Origin of the sequence: Polynucleobacter sp. AP-Titi-500A-B4 (genome assembly GCF_018688095.1) — a bacterium.
In the GTDB taxonomy this organism is placed as follows: domain Bacteria; phylum Pseudomonadota; class Gammaproteobacteria; order Burkholderiales; family Burkholderiaceae; genus Polynucleobacter.
Window position 1 is genome coordinate 1,621,365 of record NZ_CP061311.1, and the last position, 18,395, is coordinate 1,639,759.

An 18,395-nucleotide genomic window follows, 5' to 3' on the forward strand; every position below is an offset into this window, starting at 1 on the left:
CGGTAATTATCTCTGGTGGTATATCGATGGCCTCAGTGATGATGGGCAATATGGCTTTAGCATCATTGCATTCGTAGGCAGTGTCTTCTCGCCCTATTACGCGTGGGCTAATAAAAGAAAACTGGCGCCTGCCGATGACTACTGCGCCATCAATGTCGCGCTTTATACCCCCTCAAAAAAATACTGGACGATGACAGAGCGTGGTCAAAATGCTGTCGAGAGATCAGCCCATCAATTTACGGTTGGTCCCAGTCATCTCCGCTGGGAAAATAATGTGTTAACGATTGAGATTAATGAGCGTGCTCCACTATTAGGCAAAAAGGTTCAAGGAAAGATCAAAGTATTTCCTGAGCAAGTCTTTAATCAAGTGGTAGCACTCGATGATCATGGAAAACATCGCTGGGGGCCTATCGCACCCTCAGCAAGAGTGGAAGTGAGCTTCACGAACCCTGCGCTTCAGTGGCAAGGAAATGCTTATTTTGATTCTAATGAAGGTGATGAGGCCATTAGCAAGCCTTTTAGTGATTGGGATTGGTCAAGAGCACACCTTAAAGATGGTAGTACTGCAGTCATCTATGACGTTAGACAAAAGAACGGCAATGAACGCATCATTGCTAGCAAATTTAATACAGATGGCACCGTTGAGTCATTTATAGCGCCAGAAAGAGTTTTACTTCGCAAAACCGGCTGGGGTATACAGCGCAATATGCGCTCTGAAGATCAGGGGGATAAACCCAATGTTGCCCTACTAGGCACCTTTGAAGATACCCCGTTTTATGCGCGCTCCATGATCAAGTCACACTTACTCGGCGAAGAGGTCATTTCAATGCATGAGACCCTCAATGTGAAACGTTTAGAGTCCAATATTGTGCAATTGATGCTGCCCTGGAGAATGCCCAGAAACCCAACTAGACTGTTCTGAATTGACTGCGTTGAGATTTGCTTAATGCTGAGCCAGTGAGTTGAAGGACTGCACTTTACGACGCTCAATCTTTTCCATCAGACCAACAACCCATATCAACCTATCCTCTACTGAACCACTATAGTGAGCATAAGGGGCTTCCGGCTCGACCGAGTCAACTAAAAATTGAATGGATGGAATTTTGCTGAGGCTATGATTTAGTTTCGCGCTATAAACGGTCGATTGCAGTGACTTTAATAACAGCAATATCTTTTTTCGCTTAGAAACGACTGCCCGCTGACTAATGCTATCAAGTCCTTGGCGCTCAATCTGCCGACTAATTTCAGAATAAATTAAACTCGCAGCAGAAATAGCCGAGCGGCAATTACGCGGTAAGCCAACCACACCATATGAGGCACGCTCATACATCTCATCTGCATGAGATATGAGTCTTTGAATCACTCTTGAGATGGCATCGTTAAATACTGGATTTTGTAACCAAGCGTCTGGATCAATGTTCTCAGCCTCAAGCCATTCTCTTGGTAAATATAAGCGTTGATTTCTAGCATCTTCACCGACATCTCTTGCGATATTGGTCAGTTGCATCGCTAGGCCTAACTCGCAAGCCCGCTCCAATATCTCTCGGTCACGAACCCCCATGATGAGCGTCATCATGGCGCCTACTGTCGAGGCAACTCTTGCCGCATAGTCACACAACTCATCAATGGTTTGGTATTGACGACCAGCCCGATCCCATCTGAAACCTTCAACCAAGGCCTCCAGGATGTCCCGCGGAATTAAAAAGCGCTCCACCACAATCGCAAGCGCTCTATCCGCCGGAATATCTACTGGATTATTTTCATAAATACGATCTAGGCGATATTCAATTTGCTTAATGACATCGTCAGGAGCATGCTGGTCATCAACCATGTCATCTAGCAGGCGACAAAAGGCGTATAAGGCAATGGCTGAATCACGTATTTTGCTCGGCAGAATTCTGGCGGCGGAGAAAAAGGATTTAGAACCATCCCGCATGAGGGCTTCGCAAGTCTCTAGATCAACCTGAAACCCATATTCAGAGGTAATGGCTCTATCAATCATGATTTGAGAGTATTTTTGCCGGTGTCATCAGCGAATCTAAGGCTTTGGCAGAAGACAATACCCCTGGTATTCCAGCGCCAGGATGCGTACTCGCACCAACCATGTAAAGACCTTCAATATCTTCACTACGATTGTGTGGTCGGAACCACGCACTCTGAGTGAGCAGTGGCTCAAGACCAAAGGCTGCGCCTTTATAAGAAAGCAAGCGATCCTGGAAATCTTGAGGTGTCATGACAAAGGATTCAACTACGTTCTCCTCCAGACCAGGAAGAACAGTCTCGCCTAACATCTTCGAGATTGATTTTCTATAAGACTCCGCCTCCTCACTCCAATCCGTTCCGCTATCAAGATGAGGCACTGGTGATAAGACATAAAAAGTGTCGCAACCTTCTGGAGCCAAACTCGGATCTGTCGCTGTAGGGCGGTGCAGATAAAGACTGAAGTCTTTTGCCAAATGGTGACGCTTGAAAATATCATCTAATAATTCTTTATAACGCTCACCCAATAGCATCATGTGGTGCGGGACTTCTGGGTACTGTTTTTTTGTCCCGAAATACCAGACAAATAGACTCATGGAGTACTTGCCGTTTTCAATTTTCTTATCTGTCCAGACCTGTCGATACTCTGGATCGATCAGATTTTTATAGGTCCAAGCAGTATCTGCATTCGATACCACCTTATTGGCGAACAGCACATCGCCATTTTCCAAGGTCACCCCAGTCACCTTATTGTCAACAATATTGATTTTCTTGACGGTACTCGCATAACGTATGGTGACACCTAAGCCTTTTAATAATCCAACTAGACCTTTAATGATGGAGCCAGTCCCACCCATGGCTGAGTGCACACCCCACTTACGCTCAAGTGAGTTAATCAGTGCATAAGCAGAACTTACTGAAAATGGATTGCCGCCAATCAGCAATGGATGAAAGCTCATCACTTCACGCAGTTGGGGATCCTTAATATACTTAGCCACCAAGCTGTATAAATTATTCCAAGCACGCATCTTGATCAAGTTGGGCATTGCTTTTACTAGATCTTTGACGCTATCAAATGCGACATCGCCTAGGTCTTCAAAGGCCAGCTTGTAACAACTTTCAGCCTCATCTAAAAATCGTAAATAACCCGGCAAGTCTTTTGGACTAAATTTGGCGACCTCTGCTTTCATACGCTCTAAATCGCCGGTGTAGTTAAAAACACGTCCATCAGCAAAGCGAATTTGATAGAAAGGATCCATCGCCCGAAGATCAACATCATCCGACATTTTTTTACCGCACATCTCCCACAATTCTTCTAAAAGAAATGGTGCTGTAATAATGGTTGGACCTGCATCGAATGTGAAGCCGTGGCGACGATGAACGTAAGCACGCCCACCAGCACTACCAAGTCTCTCCAGAATTTGAACGTCGTATCCCTTTAGGGCCAATCGAATCGCAACAGCAAGACCACCAAAACCTGCCCCGATTACTAATGCGCGCTCAGGATTATTAATGTGGCTGTAGGCCACCACATTTTCTGGGATCTTAAATTGATCAACCTGCTGATCCATCAGAGGCCCTTTGAATGAGATCTCTGCCAATCCAATGGATTGGCAGAGGGTTGATCATTAGTTTTTAGCAATTTGATTACCATCTTTTGGCTTGCCACTATTAGGGGCAAGGAAGGGGTAATCCTGCAACATGCTCTTACCTAATAGCGGCTTATTGACACCTTGATGGCAAGTAGCGCAATTGGCTTTACCAACATCACCATCTGGGCCCTTGCGGTTATCAGGTGATACAGCAGCCAATGGGGATATAAATGTTGTATTGACATCTTTGAGCATCTGAATACCATGCCAAGCTTGAATACGCTGTGGAGTGCTCTGCTCCCAACTATTAAAGGCTCGACTGTTGTGACAGAAAGTGCAATTCACTCCGAGCGAATGAGACATGTGAGACATCACACCATAAACATTTTCCGTAGTTTGCAAAGTGGCTTTATGTCCAGTTGGCAAAGCAGTATCACCAATAACGCGTGCAGCAGTTGCATTAGAGATAAAGTAACTTGCGAAGGGCTGATTAGGCAATGATGAGTAGCCATTCGTCTTTAAGGCATCGTTTTGACCGTTAGTGTTACCTAACATATTGCCACCCCGCTTTTCAACAGGATTGAACCAAACATTTTGCGGAATATTATTGCCACGGTGACAGGTGTAGCACGTAACTCCAGTGGTTTTAACGTGATCGCCCCAGTTACCATTAATACTTTGATTCATTTGAATCATTCTTCTGGCAACCGTTTTGGTATACAGAGAATCATCGGCAAAATTTGCGACGTTGTGGCAATAAGCACATCCCTGATTAGGCGCAACCCAGGAAGTCATTGACACCATGAATGCGCCAAACTGTGCGGTACTGAGATTACCTAAGACTTTGACGTTTTTATAAACTGCGCTTGCTTTAGGGCCGTCCGGTGAAGAAGGCATTGGCGGCGGCAATTCATTCAGCTTAGCTAGCTGCTCAACGGTACGTGGATTATTCACCTGATCCATACCAGTGCCACGAAAACCTGTTTGCTTAGATTCGATTGGCGGTCTTTCACATGCCGTCAATAACAGCATTGCAAAGATACTCAATACGAGTGCAATTTTTTGAGTCCAATGTTTCATTATTTGTCCCCTTTAGCTACTGGGGCTGCCGGTGCTTTTAAAGCTGGATCAGCTACAGTCCCATAAATTGCTGGATAAGCAGGGGCAATATTGTGTTTGACACCCCATAAATACCAGTTATCCACTACCGTACCTGTTAACAAAATTCCAATGCCACCTGTGAGTGGAGTTAACACCGCAAACCACCAGGCCCAACGGTGAATCGATTCCATCGTGGCATTAAAGCCCATGGTCCATCTCCAGAACAAGGCAGCACGTTCTGATGCAGTACCTCGATCCACAATCTGCTCGATCTCCCTTTCGCCACCAAAACGACTTACTGCAAGAATGGTTGCGCCGTGCATTGCAAATAGGAGAACCGAGCCATACAGAAAAACAATAGAGAGCATATGAAATGGGTTGTAAAACAAGTTTCCATAGCGAATGGAAAACGCTGACACCCAATCCAAGTGAGAAAAGATTCCAAAAGGAACGCCTTCACTCCAACTACCCATTAATACTGGACGAATTAAGCCAAGCACTAAAAATAACCAAATTGCAGAGGCGAATGCCCAAGGTACATGAGTACCCATACCTAAGGCTTGTGCCCTACGGAAAGTACGTAGCCACCACAACATAATGGAGATCGTTGTGAATAATCCAACGATTAGCCACCAACCACCTTCATTCATTGGTGGAAAGGTAAGCCCATACTTTGGTGAAGGTGCATCCAGCGACAACCAAAACAGTTTTTTCACAAATTGCAGTGGATTCCAGTTCACCTGCGCCAGCATGTTCATACCAATAATGAAAAAGGCGGTCATGCCAAACATCAGTGACGCAACACCAAGACGCCCAAGGTACACAGGGCCGAGTTGTGCATTACCGATGCGGCCCATCAAGTGACTAAAACCAATCGTTTTCGTTCTCTCGCGCATATCGTATGCGTTGATTGGAACGCCATGACTAGCGGGACCAGTTACTTGCGTTTGTGTAAATAGATTTTGATATTCCATCATGCTCTCCGCATTTTCAATTGAGCTAAAACTATCCCCAGATTGGCAGGTTCAACCACCATGTCCACCACTCTGGCCATCCTTTAGTCCAAAATGGTCCACTAATCACAATACATACAGCACTCCAAAAGACTGCTGCTAAAGCTAAAAATAGGCCTAAACGGTGGATACCTAATGTGCCCACGGAGTAGCCAACAATATCCCTAAAGAAAGTATCTTCATGTTCTGGTGTTCTGACTGTCTGACCAGGCTGAGGATTGGTTGAAGACAAAATCAAGGCGCCATGCAGTGCGAGCGCTAATGTTGTTGTAAAGAATAGAGTCACTGCAATCATGTGTGCAGGGTTGTAATGGAAGTGCAAATACTGATAACCCGTATTCGAGACCCAATCTAAGTGACTTAAAATGCCATAAGGGAAACCATAATGCCAAGCACCCATGAGGATTGGTCTGATAACGACTAATGTGAAGTAGGCAAAGATCGCCATACTAAAAGCAGCTGGTACATGAAGGCCCATTCCTAACTTGCGGGAGATTTCTACTTCTCGCATAGCCCATGACCCAAAAGCACCTAGCGCACAGATAGTGATGAGCTGCCATAATCCGCCCTCCATCATCGGCGCGACCCCTAGGCCATATTTCAGATCCGGCGGAGCGATATTAATTTGCCAGATATTCCACACCCCAACTTGAGATGTGCCCCATAGAATCATCGCGGTACCTAAGAATGCAAAAAAGATGGTTGTGACACCAAAAAATCCGACATAAAAAGGACCTACCCAGAAATCAAAAAGATCTCCACCAATGAGGGTTCCACCGCGAACGCGGTATTTCTTTTCAAAGTTGAGCATGGCCATTTTGTGCTCCTAACATAATGAGAATATTTCTCAAAATTAATTAATCGTACGTAGACGAATAACTATCTCTAGCAATTCGTCTACGGTTTGTACCTCTAATTACTTCTTCGCTGCTGCAATTGCTGCTTTGTACTGCTCCTGACTCATTCCATCCAACCATTTGTACTGAGCAGTGCTCAATAAAATGAGATGAATCATGGCCGCCAAAGCAAAGAGAAAAACGCCCTGTGCAACCATCGCACGTAACGGGTCGTATAACTTCCATACTCTCCACATAATATTTCTCCTAATTTAAGTAAGACATAAAACTGTAAACGCCTGACTCAACTGACTTAAAAAATGATCCGCCGTCAGATTCCGAAAATAACCAGCTTTTTTGGGAGGCAGGTAACACAACCAAAATGAGGGCAACTACAAAGATCACCACATAACTAATTAAAAAAATGAACTTGAAGGACATGGTGTCCTGAAGGTCATGTTTGTTCATTAAATCTGTATTGGTCTTCATAAGAATTACTCCTTTTAGCTGAGCTATTTACTATGTACTTACTACTGCATCAAAAGAACCATGGACGCCAAGCCCATACAAGTATGTGCGCGACGACTGCGATAGCAACAAACCCCAAAAGACCTTGCACATAAAATGCATGGAATTCTTGAGCCTCTGCATCGGTAAGCCCAGATATAGATCTGTTTTCACTCATGATGACAACTCCTTGAAACTGACCTTGCGGTCTTTTCTACATCACCCCTGTAGATTTGAGGATATGGCTTGATAAAGCCATATTGGTTTAACCCTTGCTTAGGGTAATTTTTTTGTGCCGGCTTCATACAACTTCTCCTGCAGCATGAGAGAAGGATGACTTCTGCACACAATCTACTGTGACTCTTTCAATATTCTGTTTACGTGCCTCAAGCTCTGCTTCATCTCGCATTCTCTTGGCGGCAGAGATTTGAGTAAGTACAGGCTGATTACTGATTAATTTATTGACTAGCTCTTGCGCCTCTTGCTCCCAAGGCATTGTCTTGATCGAGCTTTGTACCTTGGCTGGTGTTCGATCAACCTTATCCATCTCTGTGCCAAGCGGCAGGATGTTGAATAAAGCGTCAAACAAGCAGTTACATACTTCTTGTATCAAGTAGACTGAACCAGCGTAGCCCATGAATGGAGTACCGGTATGTCTACGAATAATGGCGCCAGGGAATGAAGCTGGAATATAGGAGAAGCGGGCGCCGATTTCACTGCCATACATCCGCTCGTTGTAACTACCAAACATCACTAGCGGTGTTTTCTTCTGCACTAATTCACGAATCTCAACGTTATTCGTCTTATTTCCTGGCATTCTTGGTACGGCAAAATTACAAGGCAAGCCCAGCTCTTCTTCCAAGAAATTGCGCACGCCCCGGGTATAGGTTTCATTGGCAACAATCGCAAAACTAGCAGTTCCAAAAAAGTCTTGAGTAACTGAGCGCCACAAATCCCAGACTGGTTTCAGAGTAGTGTGCTTTTCTTTCTCAATAAAACCTTCGACATCAAGTTCACAAAGCTCGCCCAGTTTTCTCAGAAAGGCTGTTGTGGACTGCATACCAATTGGGGCTTGCAAATAAGGACGCTCTAAGGTCTCGCAGAGTAAGCGGCCGTACTCACGGTACATACAGATATTGACATCAGCATCAGCCAATTTCGGAATGTCAGCCAGGTGAGATCCCAGCGGGAACACCATATTGACTTCTGCCCCTATGCCTTCAATCAAACGACGGATTTCAGCTAAGTCACTATATAAATTAAAGCTGCCATAGCAAGGGCCAATAATGTTGACTCGAGGCTTTGCCCCTTCAACTTTCTTGCGCTCTGGAATCTTTTTAAGACCATACTCTGTCCACAACCAATTCATGGCGCGGTTAGCACATTGCCACTGATCTTCATCAATGGTTCTGGGCAAGAAACGCTTAATACCAGTACCTTCTGGAGTGACACCACCACCAATCATTTCGGCGATCGATCCTGTGACGACCACAGCTGGCAAATCGGGATCCAATACTTTGTGGGCACGCTTCATGGACTCTTCTGTGCCCTCTCTACCCAACTGCTCCTCAGCCAAACCTGTGACGACGATCGGTAATTCATGCGGTGGTAGTGCATCGGTATAGTGCAAGACTGAAGTCACTGGCAGATTCTCGCAACCTACTGGGCCATCTATCACCACCTGCAAACCCTTCACAGCTGTGAAAACGTATACGGCGCCCCAATAGCCGCCAGCGCGATCGTGATCTAAGACTAGCATTAGCCCATCTCCTCAGCTTTTTGCTTGGCTTTCGCTTTTTCCATACGACGCCTTACATCTGCTTTAAATTCAGGACGATCAACAGGCACCGACTCCCACACACCAGTTGCATGATCTTTGCCAACACCCTCAAAGAAAGAATTCATCGCATCAAAACGATTTTGATTTGCCAGGGCAGCATTAATGACTTGAGCTAGAGAACCAGCACCAGCAGCGCCCATTAATGGTCTCGCTGAAATCAAGTTCGTAAAATACAACGATGGGATTGCCAATTCTTTGGCCTTTTGCACTACTGGTGTTGTACCAATGACAAGATCTGGCTCAAACTCTTTCATCGCAGCAAGATCTTGTTCTAGAGAGGCGCGATACTCTACATGTACGCCATGCTGCTCTAACCAGTCTAAGTCGCTACTACTCCAAACAGTTTTTGGACATGCGCTACCTACATAACGTACATCTGCGCCACTCTCAACCAATAAACGTGCTACCAATAACTCCGAGCCCTCGTAGCCACTGAGAGTGATTCTGCCTTTGATCGGCTTTGCTTTCAGTGCCGCCTGGATCATCGGTAAAAACTTCGCTTTAGCATTGCCGATTTTCTCGGCGCTTACACCAGAAGCAGCCCCAATATTTTCTAGCCACTGTGCTGTGCCTTCATAACCAATCGGAGCTGACCCAACGATTGATCTTCCAGCGCTTTCGAATTCACGAATACTTGCGGTGTAGAAAGGATGGATTGCGGCAACTACTTTGGAATCCATCGCTTGATATAACTCACGCCATTCTCTGGTCGGCACTACTGGACCCACTGCCAAACCCATTGGCTCGAGCATCATGCCGATACTAATAGGATCCACTGGGAACATCTCACCTAACAAAGTAATAGTCGGCTTATCGGAGACCCCATTACGTGGCGCAGAAACTGGACCACTCTCAATTTCTGTACGAGCGTAACGCAACATCGCGCTCGCTAAAACATCTTTTGCTTCTGCATGTGTTGGCACACCAAAGCCAGGCACATCAATACCAATAATACGGACACCATTAATTTCTTTTGGCAGGAGCTGCAATGGCACACCACTCGCAGTCGGGACGCATAAATTGATGATCACAATCGCGTCATACAATTCTGGATTCGCCTCTTTGTAGACTGCATCTCGAATATCTTCGAAGAGCTTTCCAGTTACCAATGATTCTGAATTAAATGGTACATAGCCAACACTTCGGCGAGCACCATAAAAATGTGAGGTAAACGTTAAGCCATAGACGCAACATGCAGAGCCAGAAAGAATCGTCGCCGTGCGACGCATTCTCAGGCCAACCCGCAGCGATCCAAATGCAGGACACATGCTTTGAGGCTGATCATGCGGCCCCTTGGGATAATCTTTAGCGTACTGACCTAATATCTCGCTCTTGTTCGCTGACTTGGCAGCAGCCAATAAATCCTCTGCCCCTGAATGACAAGAAATCCCAGACGTGTCATTAGTCTGGGCTTGTATCGGAATGACTTTGGTGGATTTCACGATGATTGTGCTCTCTACGCTTTGTCGTAAATCACTTCGAGGGTTGGCTTGATCACTTCATTCTTGCCAACCATGTCAAAAATGGTTGCAGGCTCAAGAACTACATCTCTGCCGACTTGATTGGCCGCAAATAGCCCAAGCAAATCATCTGGAGTCATTGGCTTAGGTCGCACTGGAGGCGCTTCCGCAACATTACTTGCTAGGCCAGCAAAGAGAGGGCCCCACTGAGAATCGGGCTTGCCAATGATTTCGTAGCTAGCACTCTTTCTGCGTATATCGTCATTTGCAGGAATGACAGAAAGCACTGGAATGCCAACTTGTTCCGCAAAGGCGGTTGCCTCACCAGTGCCATCGTCACGATTGATCACCATGCCTGCCACGCCCACATTGCCGCCTAACTTACGGAAATATTCGACTGCAGAACAAACGTTATTCGCAACATACAAAGATTGCAGATCGTTACTAGCAACCACGATCACTTTTTGACACATATCTCTGGCAATAGGTAATCCAAAGCCGCCGCAGACCACGTCGCCCAAGAAGTCGAGCAGGACATAATCAAAACCCCAATCATGGAAACCCAGTTTTTCTAAAGTTTCAAATCCATGAATGATTCCGCGACCACCGCAGCCCCTGCCAACCTCTGGGCCACCAAGCTCCATGGCATATACACCATCTCGCTTAAAGCAAACATCCCCAATCTTGACTTCTTCTCCAGCCAATTTCTTTTTAGAGGAGGTCTCAATAATGGTTGGGCAAGCTTTGCCACCAAATAACAATGAAGTAGTATCGCTTTTTGGATCGCAACCAATGAGCAGGACTTTCTTACCCTGTTGAGCCATCATGTAGGACAAATTGGCAAGCGTAAAACTCTTACCAATTCCACCCTTGCCATAAATAGCAATGATTTGTGTCTCTTTTTTAATTTCGCCGGTATGAACCTTGTCAGGCTCAATTGCGGCTTCTTTTCTCAATTGTGCAAATTGAACTGTTACTTCTTTTGGAACATTGGGCGCGTTCATAATGCCTCTCTCCAATCAACAACCATTTTTAAACAACTAGGATCTTCAAATGCGGTGCGATAAACCTCATCGATAGAAGATGGTCTACGGTGATGCGTAATTAAGCCTTGCAGATTTAAATCTCCACTAGCTATGGCTTGCTTTACTTCTTTTAAATCTTGAGGTGTCCACTGAGCAGCGATTCTTAATCTTGCTTCTTTCATGAAGGCTGCTGGGAAATTGAATTGAATATCTTTATCGTAGAATCCAGCTAAGGCAATCTCACCGCCCACTTGGAGGCGGCCAATCAACTTATTCAGAATGCTGACTTGCCCACTGGCGTCGCAGATATGGTGATATTTACTTTCTTCATCATCACAAGGATGAAGCACTGTGTATCCTTCTGCACCATTCATCCGCTCGGCATCAATCTCCCAAACCACAGGTTGATGACCTAACATCACTGCAATTCTGGCAATTAACCTACCGAGTACGCCATGACCAACAATTAAATCTGGCTGTAATGTTTTTTTACCTTGGGTCACGTGATAGGCAGTTGCTGCGAGAGCCAAAAGAACTCCCTCTTCACCCATTTCTTCCGGAAGAGCAACCACTCTGTCACTTGGCACTACTACATGAGAGGCGGCGCCACCAAATAAACCTTTCACATCACCAAAACATTTGGCACCAGGCACAAATACTCTTTGATGAAGATCGAGCTTAGATTTTTTTCCAACCCGAGTCACTCTTCCCACGGATTCATAACCAGGTACTAAGGGGTAGCCCATTCCCGGAAAGTCAGGCATGGTTCCATTCCATAGCAACTTCTCTGTTCCTGTGCTGATACCGCTCCATTCAATCTGCACAACCACATCGGTATCTGTTGGCTCATCCAACAAAAGACGCTTTAGCCTGAGTTCGCGTGGCGACTCAAGCAGTACGGCTGTTGAATGAAGTTGACTTTGCATATGTCTATTTATGTTTACCTTCTATATGTAAACTAATTTATACACATATAGAGTTGTAGTCATTAGTAATTACCCTAATTTATTTACTAATTAACAAAACTTGGGCATTAATTGGCATGCTGCAGGGCAGCACTTCTACCCCCTTAAATCCGGCATGGACGGCTAAGTTGCTAATTTCTTGAATGGTTCTGGGCCTACCCCGACCCATAGCAAGCAAATAAAACCCAAAATACGCATGCCCCATCGCAGGATGGTCGGGGGTATCGGCCATAGGCTCTGCCACCAATAGCTTGCCGCCAACTGGCAATGCTTCAAAGATTGACCTTAATAAAATTTTGACGCGCTCATCGTCGTGGTCAAAAATCACCCGAATTAAGGTGATGAGATCTGCGCCCGTTGGTAGTGAGTCCTGGAAGAAATCTCCTCCATACACTTCAATATCTTGATGGTCTGTAGTTAGCGCAAAACTATCTTTGGCAAGGTTAGCAACACCTGGCAAATCAAATAGTTTTCTTTTGAGTTGTGGGGTATTTAGAAAAACGCGTTTTAAAAAGGTACCTTGTCCTCCGCCAACATCTAATAAACATGCATGCTGAGAAAAATCATAAGCATCCACTACTTGATCTGCTACTAGAGGTAAAGATGCCGACATCAAGTCGGAATAATTTTTAACGCGCTCCTTATCCTTCAACGCCTCTTGATCTTGTTGATCAGGAGAAACGTAAGGCCAAAATTTCTCCATCTTTTTAATTTCAACATCGCCAGATAAAAGCAATAGTGGATCACGAAGGTCTTCATATAAAACAGCATGGTGCTCGATCATGGCTGAGAGCGCAGTGTTTCCAACCATCGGAGCGCCTAACGTACCTAAACCATATTTTTGTTTAGAGCGCATCTCTAATAAATTAATGGATACAGCAGCATCCAATAATTTTTTTAAAGGGATCGCATCAAGACTGCAACTCTTTTTAATCTCCGATAAATCTAATGGACCATCTTTTAACAGATTAAATAAATTTAAACGTACACATGAGAGAAGTATTTGTGTGTAGACAAATCCAGCCATCACATCAAATAATTGATTGGCTCTTCTCTTGGCAATATTTTTGAGAAAAGGAATTTTTGCTACGCGATTTTGGAAACGAGTGTCAGCAATTAAGCGATCACGAAAGATGCAAAGTCGCTCCCAGAAGCTGTAGTCATGTTGACCACCTTCTATCGATAAGGATTGTGTTTGAGCCATGGAAGCGACTGAATACCCTAGGCTGCTTGCTTTTGAATTGCAATCGCTAGATGTCGTTCGCCGCGCTCAAACCAAGAAGATGGCAACAATCTCTCCGCTTCAAAGGCAACGAGTTTTTTCAAGTAGCCGTCACCTGGACAACTTGGAATAGAAGTAATGGCCTTGCCAACCAAATGATCAAAATGCTCAACAGCACCGTTTAATCCCAATTCTTTAGCAGAGCTGGGGCGATGATGTTCTTGATCCTGACCAGAGGGCTTGCCAAGAAACTGTGCATCGCCGAGTACATCTCGAATGTCATCAGCAACTTGATAGGCTTCCCCAAGCCACTCACCTAGACCTTGCCAGGTTTCTGCATCTGAACCAGCTGCTTGAGCACCAGCTGCAGTAGCCGCTGAAAATAGCGCACCAGTCTTGGCTCTTTGATAATCACTTAATACTGCTTGAGGTTCGCACTCCCAAGCTTGTCCGGCAATGATTCCAAATGGAGCGCCAACACCTTGTGAAATCGTTTTGATGATCGGAGCTAATCGTTGAGCAGATCTTCTTGAGGCTGCCGCAACCGTTTGATATGCCATGACGATCAGAGCATCGCCAGTTAATACTGCCAAGCGCTCACCAAATTCTTTATGAACTGAAGTTTGACCACGACGCATGTCTGCGTTATCAAAGCAAGGCAAATCATCATGCACTAAGGAGGCACAATGAATCATCTCAACCGCAATCGCACTCGCCATCGATAATTGAGGGTCATCATTGCCACAAGCCTGAGCTACCGCTAGAGTAAGCTGGGGTCTAATACGGGCACCACCCGGAAACACCGCATGCCGAATTGCTTTGCTGAGTAGCGCTGGACCCTTGGTGGATTCATGAGATTTCAAGGCGTGCTCAAGAGCTCTATCCAAATGCTTGATTGGTGACATGACTTTTGCCCCTTCAAAAAGAAATCAATTTCTTTGTCTAATTTAAAATACAATTTACTATGTAAAAAAATATAGACACTATTTCTGTCACTGTCAAACAGAAATACAAGGGTTTACCCTTATTAAGAATGGTTTTGGAAGAAGATGATTGCTGGAATTCCAGAAGATTGGCCAAATAGATCATTCAGCCGAAATATTCGGACTGGGGATATGACTTGGCATGTGCAAGTCTCAGGCAACTCGCCGATACATGTACTACTGCTTCATGGGACTGGTTCCTCTGCTCATACCTGGGGCAGCCTGTTTAGCGAATTAGCAAAAAAATACACCGTCATTGCGGTTGATCTACCGGGTCATGGATTTACCAAAAACCTTGGTCAAAAAAATCTTAACTTAGACGCCCTCGCTGAAAAACTCACTGAATTGAGAGAGGCACTCAAGATCGACTATTTCGATCACATTATTGGTCACTCGGCAGGGGCTACACTAGCCTTAAGTTACGCACTCAAAAACAGGCAACCAAAAACGATTGTGGGCCTTAACCCGTCGCTCATTAGCTTACCCAGTTTCTATCATAAGTTTGTTGCGCCATTCATTAACCCGATCGTGACATCTTCTTTTTTTACGGCAGTTCTGAGTGATCTTTTGCCTCATACCAAAATGATCGATAGCCTGATCGATTCCACCAATACCAAACTCGATAGCCAAAAACGAGATCGATACAAAACCTTATTTAAAAGTGCTGATCATCTCAATGGGTCTATGAGCTTTATGGCAGGAACTGATATACCTAGCCTACTTGATCAATGTCAGAGTATTCAATCCGATCTGACCTTTGTATTGACTGAGGATGATGGCTGGATTCCGGCGCAAGCTTTACGCCAGGTGATTGAGAAATATTTCCAACAAGCAAAAATCATTGAAATCAAAGGAGGGCATTTGTTTCATGAAGCACATGAAGCACTCGCTCTTGAATTTATTGAAGAAGCCTTACAGGTAACAGGAGGAAGCCATGTCCACACTAGTTAATATCGCATTGTGTCTAGCTGCTCTGCTTGGTCTAGGACTATTTGCTAATGCTTATTTCCGAGGTCAAAAAGTTCTCAAAAAATTATCGCAAAAGAAAACATATTAGTCATTTGCTAAATGCATAGCAGCTTGCGATATTTTTTTACCGGAACTAGTAAAGGGCAATGGGAAGTATTGTGCTGCCATTGCGCTAGATAATTCTTGAGCCAGTAGCTCAGGTTGAGGTGAAGTATCTACAAACAAGAGTCGATGGTTTTTCACTCGCAACTCTTTTGCTGCCATTAAGGCATCGCTATGAGCACCTGCTCTCCCCCCAACGCCGTTCAGATTCACATTTGCTTTGCCATCACTCATGATCACAATGACCGGTGTTAAGCCCTTACGCTCAAGAGAAATAGCCATCTCATTCGCAGCCCGAAAACCTGCTGCTAAAGGTGTGCCGCCGCCGCCTGGCAGAGCTGCTAAATTTCTTTTCGCTCTGGCAAGCGATCTTGTGGGTGGCAACACAATCTCTGCCTTCGCCCCACGCATCGACACCATAGCGACCTCATCGCGCCGGATATAGCACTGAGCCAATAATTCCTCTAAAGCCCCTTTTGCTTCGGATAAACGCTGAGTTGCAGATGAGCCCGAGGCATCCACTAAAAAAATAGTGACCGTTCCTCGTCTTCTGAGGTACTGCTTAATATGAAGATCTTCTGCTCTGAAGTCGATTCTGGATTTTGATGGATGCTGTTGCTGACTAAGGATGCTTGCTCCTCTGAGTCGCTGCCAAGGTATAGCCGCTCTAATACTTTTCAGAATATCTAAACGCTTACCATCACTAGGCCTTCCCTTGCGAGAACTGAGCGGCCTGCCACTAAGAAAGTTTTTCTGTACAGCCCCGGACTTTCCTGAGATATGTGCAGCAGATTTACCAGGCCGATTACTTTGCTTAGGCTGACGCAATAGCTGAGGCGGAATCGAGGCCTTCACAGCCTCAACAATAATATCTTCTAGCTCTTCATTGGATGGCTGCTCTTGATTCTGCTCAGGGGATGTGTCTGGTTCATCTTGTGCATCATCCATTTGACTATCGGAGTTTTGATCATCTTGATCTCCTTGATCGGCTTGATCTGGCTCCGAAGGTATTTGTATCCTTTTAGATGGTGTGTACACCAAGCGTGCAGCGTCAATCACTTCATCTTGACCAACCTCAGATAAGCCCCTTAATGCAGCCAAGGTTTTTGCTGTCTCCAAAGCAAATTGATTTGCCCTTAAGGAGATCACGCCAAGACTAAAGCCTGCTTTTGTCATGACCTCCAAATACTCATCACTACACTTGACTAAGGGCAAGAGCTTCTTTGCCTCAGCAACATCCTCTGCATCCACTTCAAGAGATTCCTTGATATCAGCAATAGAAAACTGATCTAAGTAAATTTCAAAGGCTAATCTATCCAATAATCGTGGGCTAATAGCCTCATCCGCACTGTCAGATTCATCTAAGGCAATCACCCCAAATGGACTAGCAGTATCAGCGGGGTTTGTTTCATCTAAGGCTTGAGAGATGAGTGCAATAGCCTGCAAATCCATGCGTTCTACCATTGGCAGCAAGAGCAGATTGCCCTGGACTCGCTCTAGAAGACCTTTACTCATGATCAATGAGCCTGCTTGCAAACTCGCTTCGATGTCTAGCGAGCCTAGAAGTTGCTCCGCTGAGATATTGGCAGGAGCCTTCAGAATTTGTGTACTACATGATGAAGCCAACTGCCTTACATAAGTAAGCCACGCATCCCTCACGGGGCCAAATTGACTCTTCACCGTAACGCCTTTGAGACCTCTGGGATTAATTGCCAAAAGAATGGCAATGACATTGGCATCAAACCATGCTGTTTGATCTGATTTCACTTTGCCGTATCAGCAAAAAACTCTTGCATCGCACGATCAATGCGTGCGCCCGAACTACTATCGTCTAGCGGATTACGTCGCAATCGATGACCTAGTGCAAGTGGTGCGATTTTTTTCAAATGATTGAGATTGGCTTTTTTCTTACCTTCAAATGCAGCTAAAGCTCTTACGCCTCTAAGTAAGGTTAACTCGCCTCGTAAACCATCAGTGCCTAAATGAGCGCAGAGCTTAGTGGCTACCTCTAACAATTCATCATCTACTGCTACTTGATCCAAAAGTTTTTGAGACTTCGTAATTTTTTTCTTGAATTCTTCTTCGGCCTTACTCCACTTAGCAATAAAGCGCTCGGGGTTTCTTTCAAACTCATCACGCCTTTTGATAATCTCGACACGCTCTTTAAAATCACTCGGCGTCCTCACCTCAGTTGATAAACCAAAGCGATCTAACATCTGAGGGCGCAACTCACCCTCCTCAGGGTTGCCACTGCCGATCAAAACAAAGCGTGCAGGATGACGAATACTCAATCCCTCTCGCTCGATAATATTTTCTCCAGAAGCTGCAACGTCGATTAGCAAATCCACTAAGTGGTCTTCGAGAAGATTGACTTCATCAATATAGAGATAGCCACGATTGGCTTTTGCAAGCAGGCCTGGCTCAAACGATTTAATGCCTTGTGTCAGAGCCTTTTCAATATCCAATGCTCCAACTACTCTATCTTCTGTAGCGCCAAGGGGTAAGTCGACTACTGGTACCGCAATATTTTCGACCTTTAATTTCATGCCCTGCGCTTTTTTAGCTTCGCACTCACTACAAAGATTTTTAGACTCTGGATTACAGTGATACTGGCATCCAGCAATCGATTTCATCGATGGCAATAAGGCAGCTAAAGAGCGAATCGTGGTGGATTTTCCGGTTCCGCGATCGCCAAAAATAAGCACACCGCCGATTAAAGGGTCAATTGTGCAGAGCGTAATCGCCAGCTTCATTTCCGCTTGTGAAACAATTGCGGTAAAAGGAAAGTTCAGGGCCATTG

19 protein-coding genes are annotated in these 18,395 nt (G+C 45.1%); 3 read left to right on the forward strand and 16 right to left on the reverse strand.

Going from position 1 to position 18,395, the window contains the following annotated elements; translation table 11 throughout:
* Positions 1-190 precede the first annotated feature (190 nt).
* Positions 191-922 (forward strand): carotenoid 1,2-hydratase, encoded by a 732-nt coding sequence (locus tag FD968_RS08160; RefSeq protein ID WP_251367552.1) that lies wholly within the window; start codon positions 191-193, stop codon positions 920-922.
* 21 nt (positions 923-943) lie between these two features.
* On the opposite strand, the gene FD968_RS08165 is transcribed toward FD968_RS08160, so the two are convergent.
* From FD968_RS08165 to FD968_RS08230, 14 genes are all read right to left on the reverse strand, one after another.
* Positions 944-2,002, reverse strand: a complete 1,059-nt coding sequence (locus FD968_RS08165) for a phytoene/squalene synthase family protein (protein WP_215365433.1) — start codon at positions 2,000-2,002, stop codon at positions 944-946.
* Positions 1,995-3,551 (reverse strand): phytoene desaturase, encoded by a 1,557-nt coding sequence (locus FD968_RS08170; RefSeq protein ID WP_215365434.1) that lies wholly within the window; start codon positions 3,549-3,551, stop codon positions 1,995-1,997. The genes FD968_RS08165 and FD968_RS08170 overlap by 8 nt, the downstream gene beginning before the upstream one ends.
* A gap of 57 nt (positions 3,552-3,608) precedes the next feature.
* Positions 3,609-4,652: a photosynthetic reaction center cytochrome PufC gene (gene pufC / locus FD968_RS08175; RefSeq protein WP_215365436.1), complete on the reverse strand. Its 1,044-nt coding sequence runs from the start codon at positions 4,650-4,652 to the stop codon at positions 3,609-3,611.
* A complete protein-coding gene (gene pufM / locus FD968_RS08180; protein ID WP_215365437.1) occupies positions 4,652-5,650 on the reverse strand; it encodes a photosynthetic reaction center subunit M in 999 nt (332 codons plus the stop codon). The genes pufC and pufM overlap by 1 nt, the downstream gene beginning before the upstream one ends.
* 28 nt (positions 5,651-5,678) lie before the next feature.
* On the reverse strand, positions 5,679-6,503 hold the full coding sequence (gene pufL / locus FD968_RS08185) for a photosynthetic reaction center subunit L (RefSeq protein WP_215365439.1): 825 nt from the start codon (positions 6,501-6,503) through the stop codon (positions 5,679-5,681).
* A gap of 99 nt (positions 6,504-6,602) precedes the next feature.
* Complete coding sequence (pufA, locus tag FD968_RS08190) at positions 6,603-6,779, reverse strand: light-harvesting antenna LH1, alpha subunit (protein ID WP_215272648.1); 177 nt, start codon at positions 6,777-6,779, stop codon at positions 6,603-6,605.
* A 10-nt stretch (positions 6,780-6,789) separates the two neighbouring features.
* Complete coding sequence (locus FD968_RS08195) at positions 6,790-7,011, reverse strand: hypothetical protein (protein ID WP_215365441.1); 222 nt, start codon at positions 7,009-7,011, stop codon at positions 6,790-6,792.
* A gap of 49 nt (positions 7,012-7,060) precedes the next feature.
* Positions 7,061-7,207 (reverse strand): light-harvesting antenna LH1, beta subunit, encoded by a 147-nt coding sequence (pufB, locus tag FD968_RS08200; RefSeq protein ID WP_087909627.1) that lies wholly within the window; start codon positions 7,205-7,207, stop codon positions 7,061-7,063.
* A 123-nt stretch (positions 7,208-7,330) separates the two neighbouring features.
* Complete coding sequence (gene bchZ, locus FD968_RS08205; RefSeq protein WP_215365443.1) at positions 7,331-8,788, reverse strand: chlorophyllide a reductase subunit Z; 1,458 nt, start codon at positions 8,786-8,788, stop codon at positions 7,331-7,333.
* Entirely contained in the window at positions 8,788-10,311 is a 1,524-nt protein-coding gene (gene bchY, locus FD968_RS08210) for a chlorophyllide a reductase subunit Y (protein ID WP_251367553.1), read from the reverse strand. The genes bchZ and bchY overlap by 1 nt, the downstream gene beginning before the upstream one ends.
* Before the next feature lie 14 nt (positions 10,312-10,325).
* Positions 10,326-11,333 carry a chlorophyllide a reductase iron protein subunit X gene (locus tag FD968_RS08215; RefSeq protein ID WP_215365445.1) on the reverse strand — a complete coding sequence of 336 codons (1,008 nt, stop codon included), beginning with the start codon at positions 11,331-11,333 and terminating at the stop codon, positions 10,326-10,328.
* Positions 11,330-12,280, reverse strand: a complete 951-nt coding sequence (gene bchC, locus FD968_RS08220; protein WP_215365447.1) for a chlorophyll synthesis pathway protein BchC — start codon at positions 12,278-12,280, stop codon at positions 11,330-11,332. Before bchC ends, FD968_RS08215 begins: the two co-directional genes overlap by 4 nt.
* 79 nt (positions 12,281-12,359) lie before the next feature.
* Positions 12,360-13,523, reverse strand: a complete 1,164-nt coding sequence (locus FD968_RS08225) for a methyltransferase (RefSeq protein ID WP_215365449.1) — start codon at positions 13,521-13,523, stop codon at positions 12,360-12,362.
* A 17-nt stretch (positions 13,524-13,540) separates the two neighbouring features.
* A complete protein-coding gene (locus FD968_RS08230; protein ID WP_215365451.1) occupies positions 13,541-14,446 on the reverse strand; it encodes a polyprenyl synthetase family protein in 906 nt (301 codons plus the stop codon).
* Positions 14,447-14,590: 144 nt separating this feature from the next.
* Between FD968_RS08230 and FD968_RS08235 the strand changes: the two genes are divergently transcribed.
* Both FD968_RS08235 and FD968_RS10590 read left to right on the forward strand, forming a co-directional pair.
* Positions 14,591-15,475, forward strand: a complete 885-nt coding sequence (locus FD968_RS08235) for an alpha/beta fold hydrolase (protein WP_215365453.1) — start codon at positions 14,591-14,593, stop codon at positions 15,473-15,475.
* On the forward strand, positions 15,459-15,581 hold the full coding sequence (locus FD968_RS10590) for a hypothetical protein (RefSeq protein WP_256441469.1): 123 nt from the start codon (positions 15,459-15,461) through the stop codon (positions 15,579-15,581). Before FD968_RS08235 ends, FD968_RS10590 begins: the two co-directional genes overlap by 17 nt.
* On the opposite strand, the gene FD968_RS08240 is transcribed toward FD968_RS10590, so the two are convergent.
* Together FD968_RS08240 and bchI are read right to left on the reverse strand one after the other, a co-directional pair.
* Positions 15,578-17,362 (reverse strand): magnesium chelatase subunit D, encoded by a 1,785-nt coding sequence (locus FD968_RS08240; protein ID WP_215365455.1) that lies wholly within the window; start codon positions 17,360-17,362, stop codon positions 15,578-15,580. The genes FD968_RS10590 and FD968_RS08240 overlap by 4 nt on opposite strands.
* Complete coding sequence (bchI, locus tag FD968_RS08245; RefSeq protein ID WP_215365457.1) at positions 17,359-18,393, reverse strand: magnesium chelatase ATPase subunit I; 1,035 nt, start codon at positions 18,391-18,393, stop codon at positions 17,359-17,361. Before bchI ends, FD968_RS08240 begins: the two co-directional genes overlap by 4 nt.
* Positions 18,394-18,395: the final 2 nt, after the last annotated feature.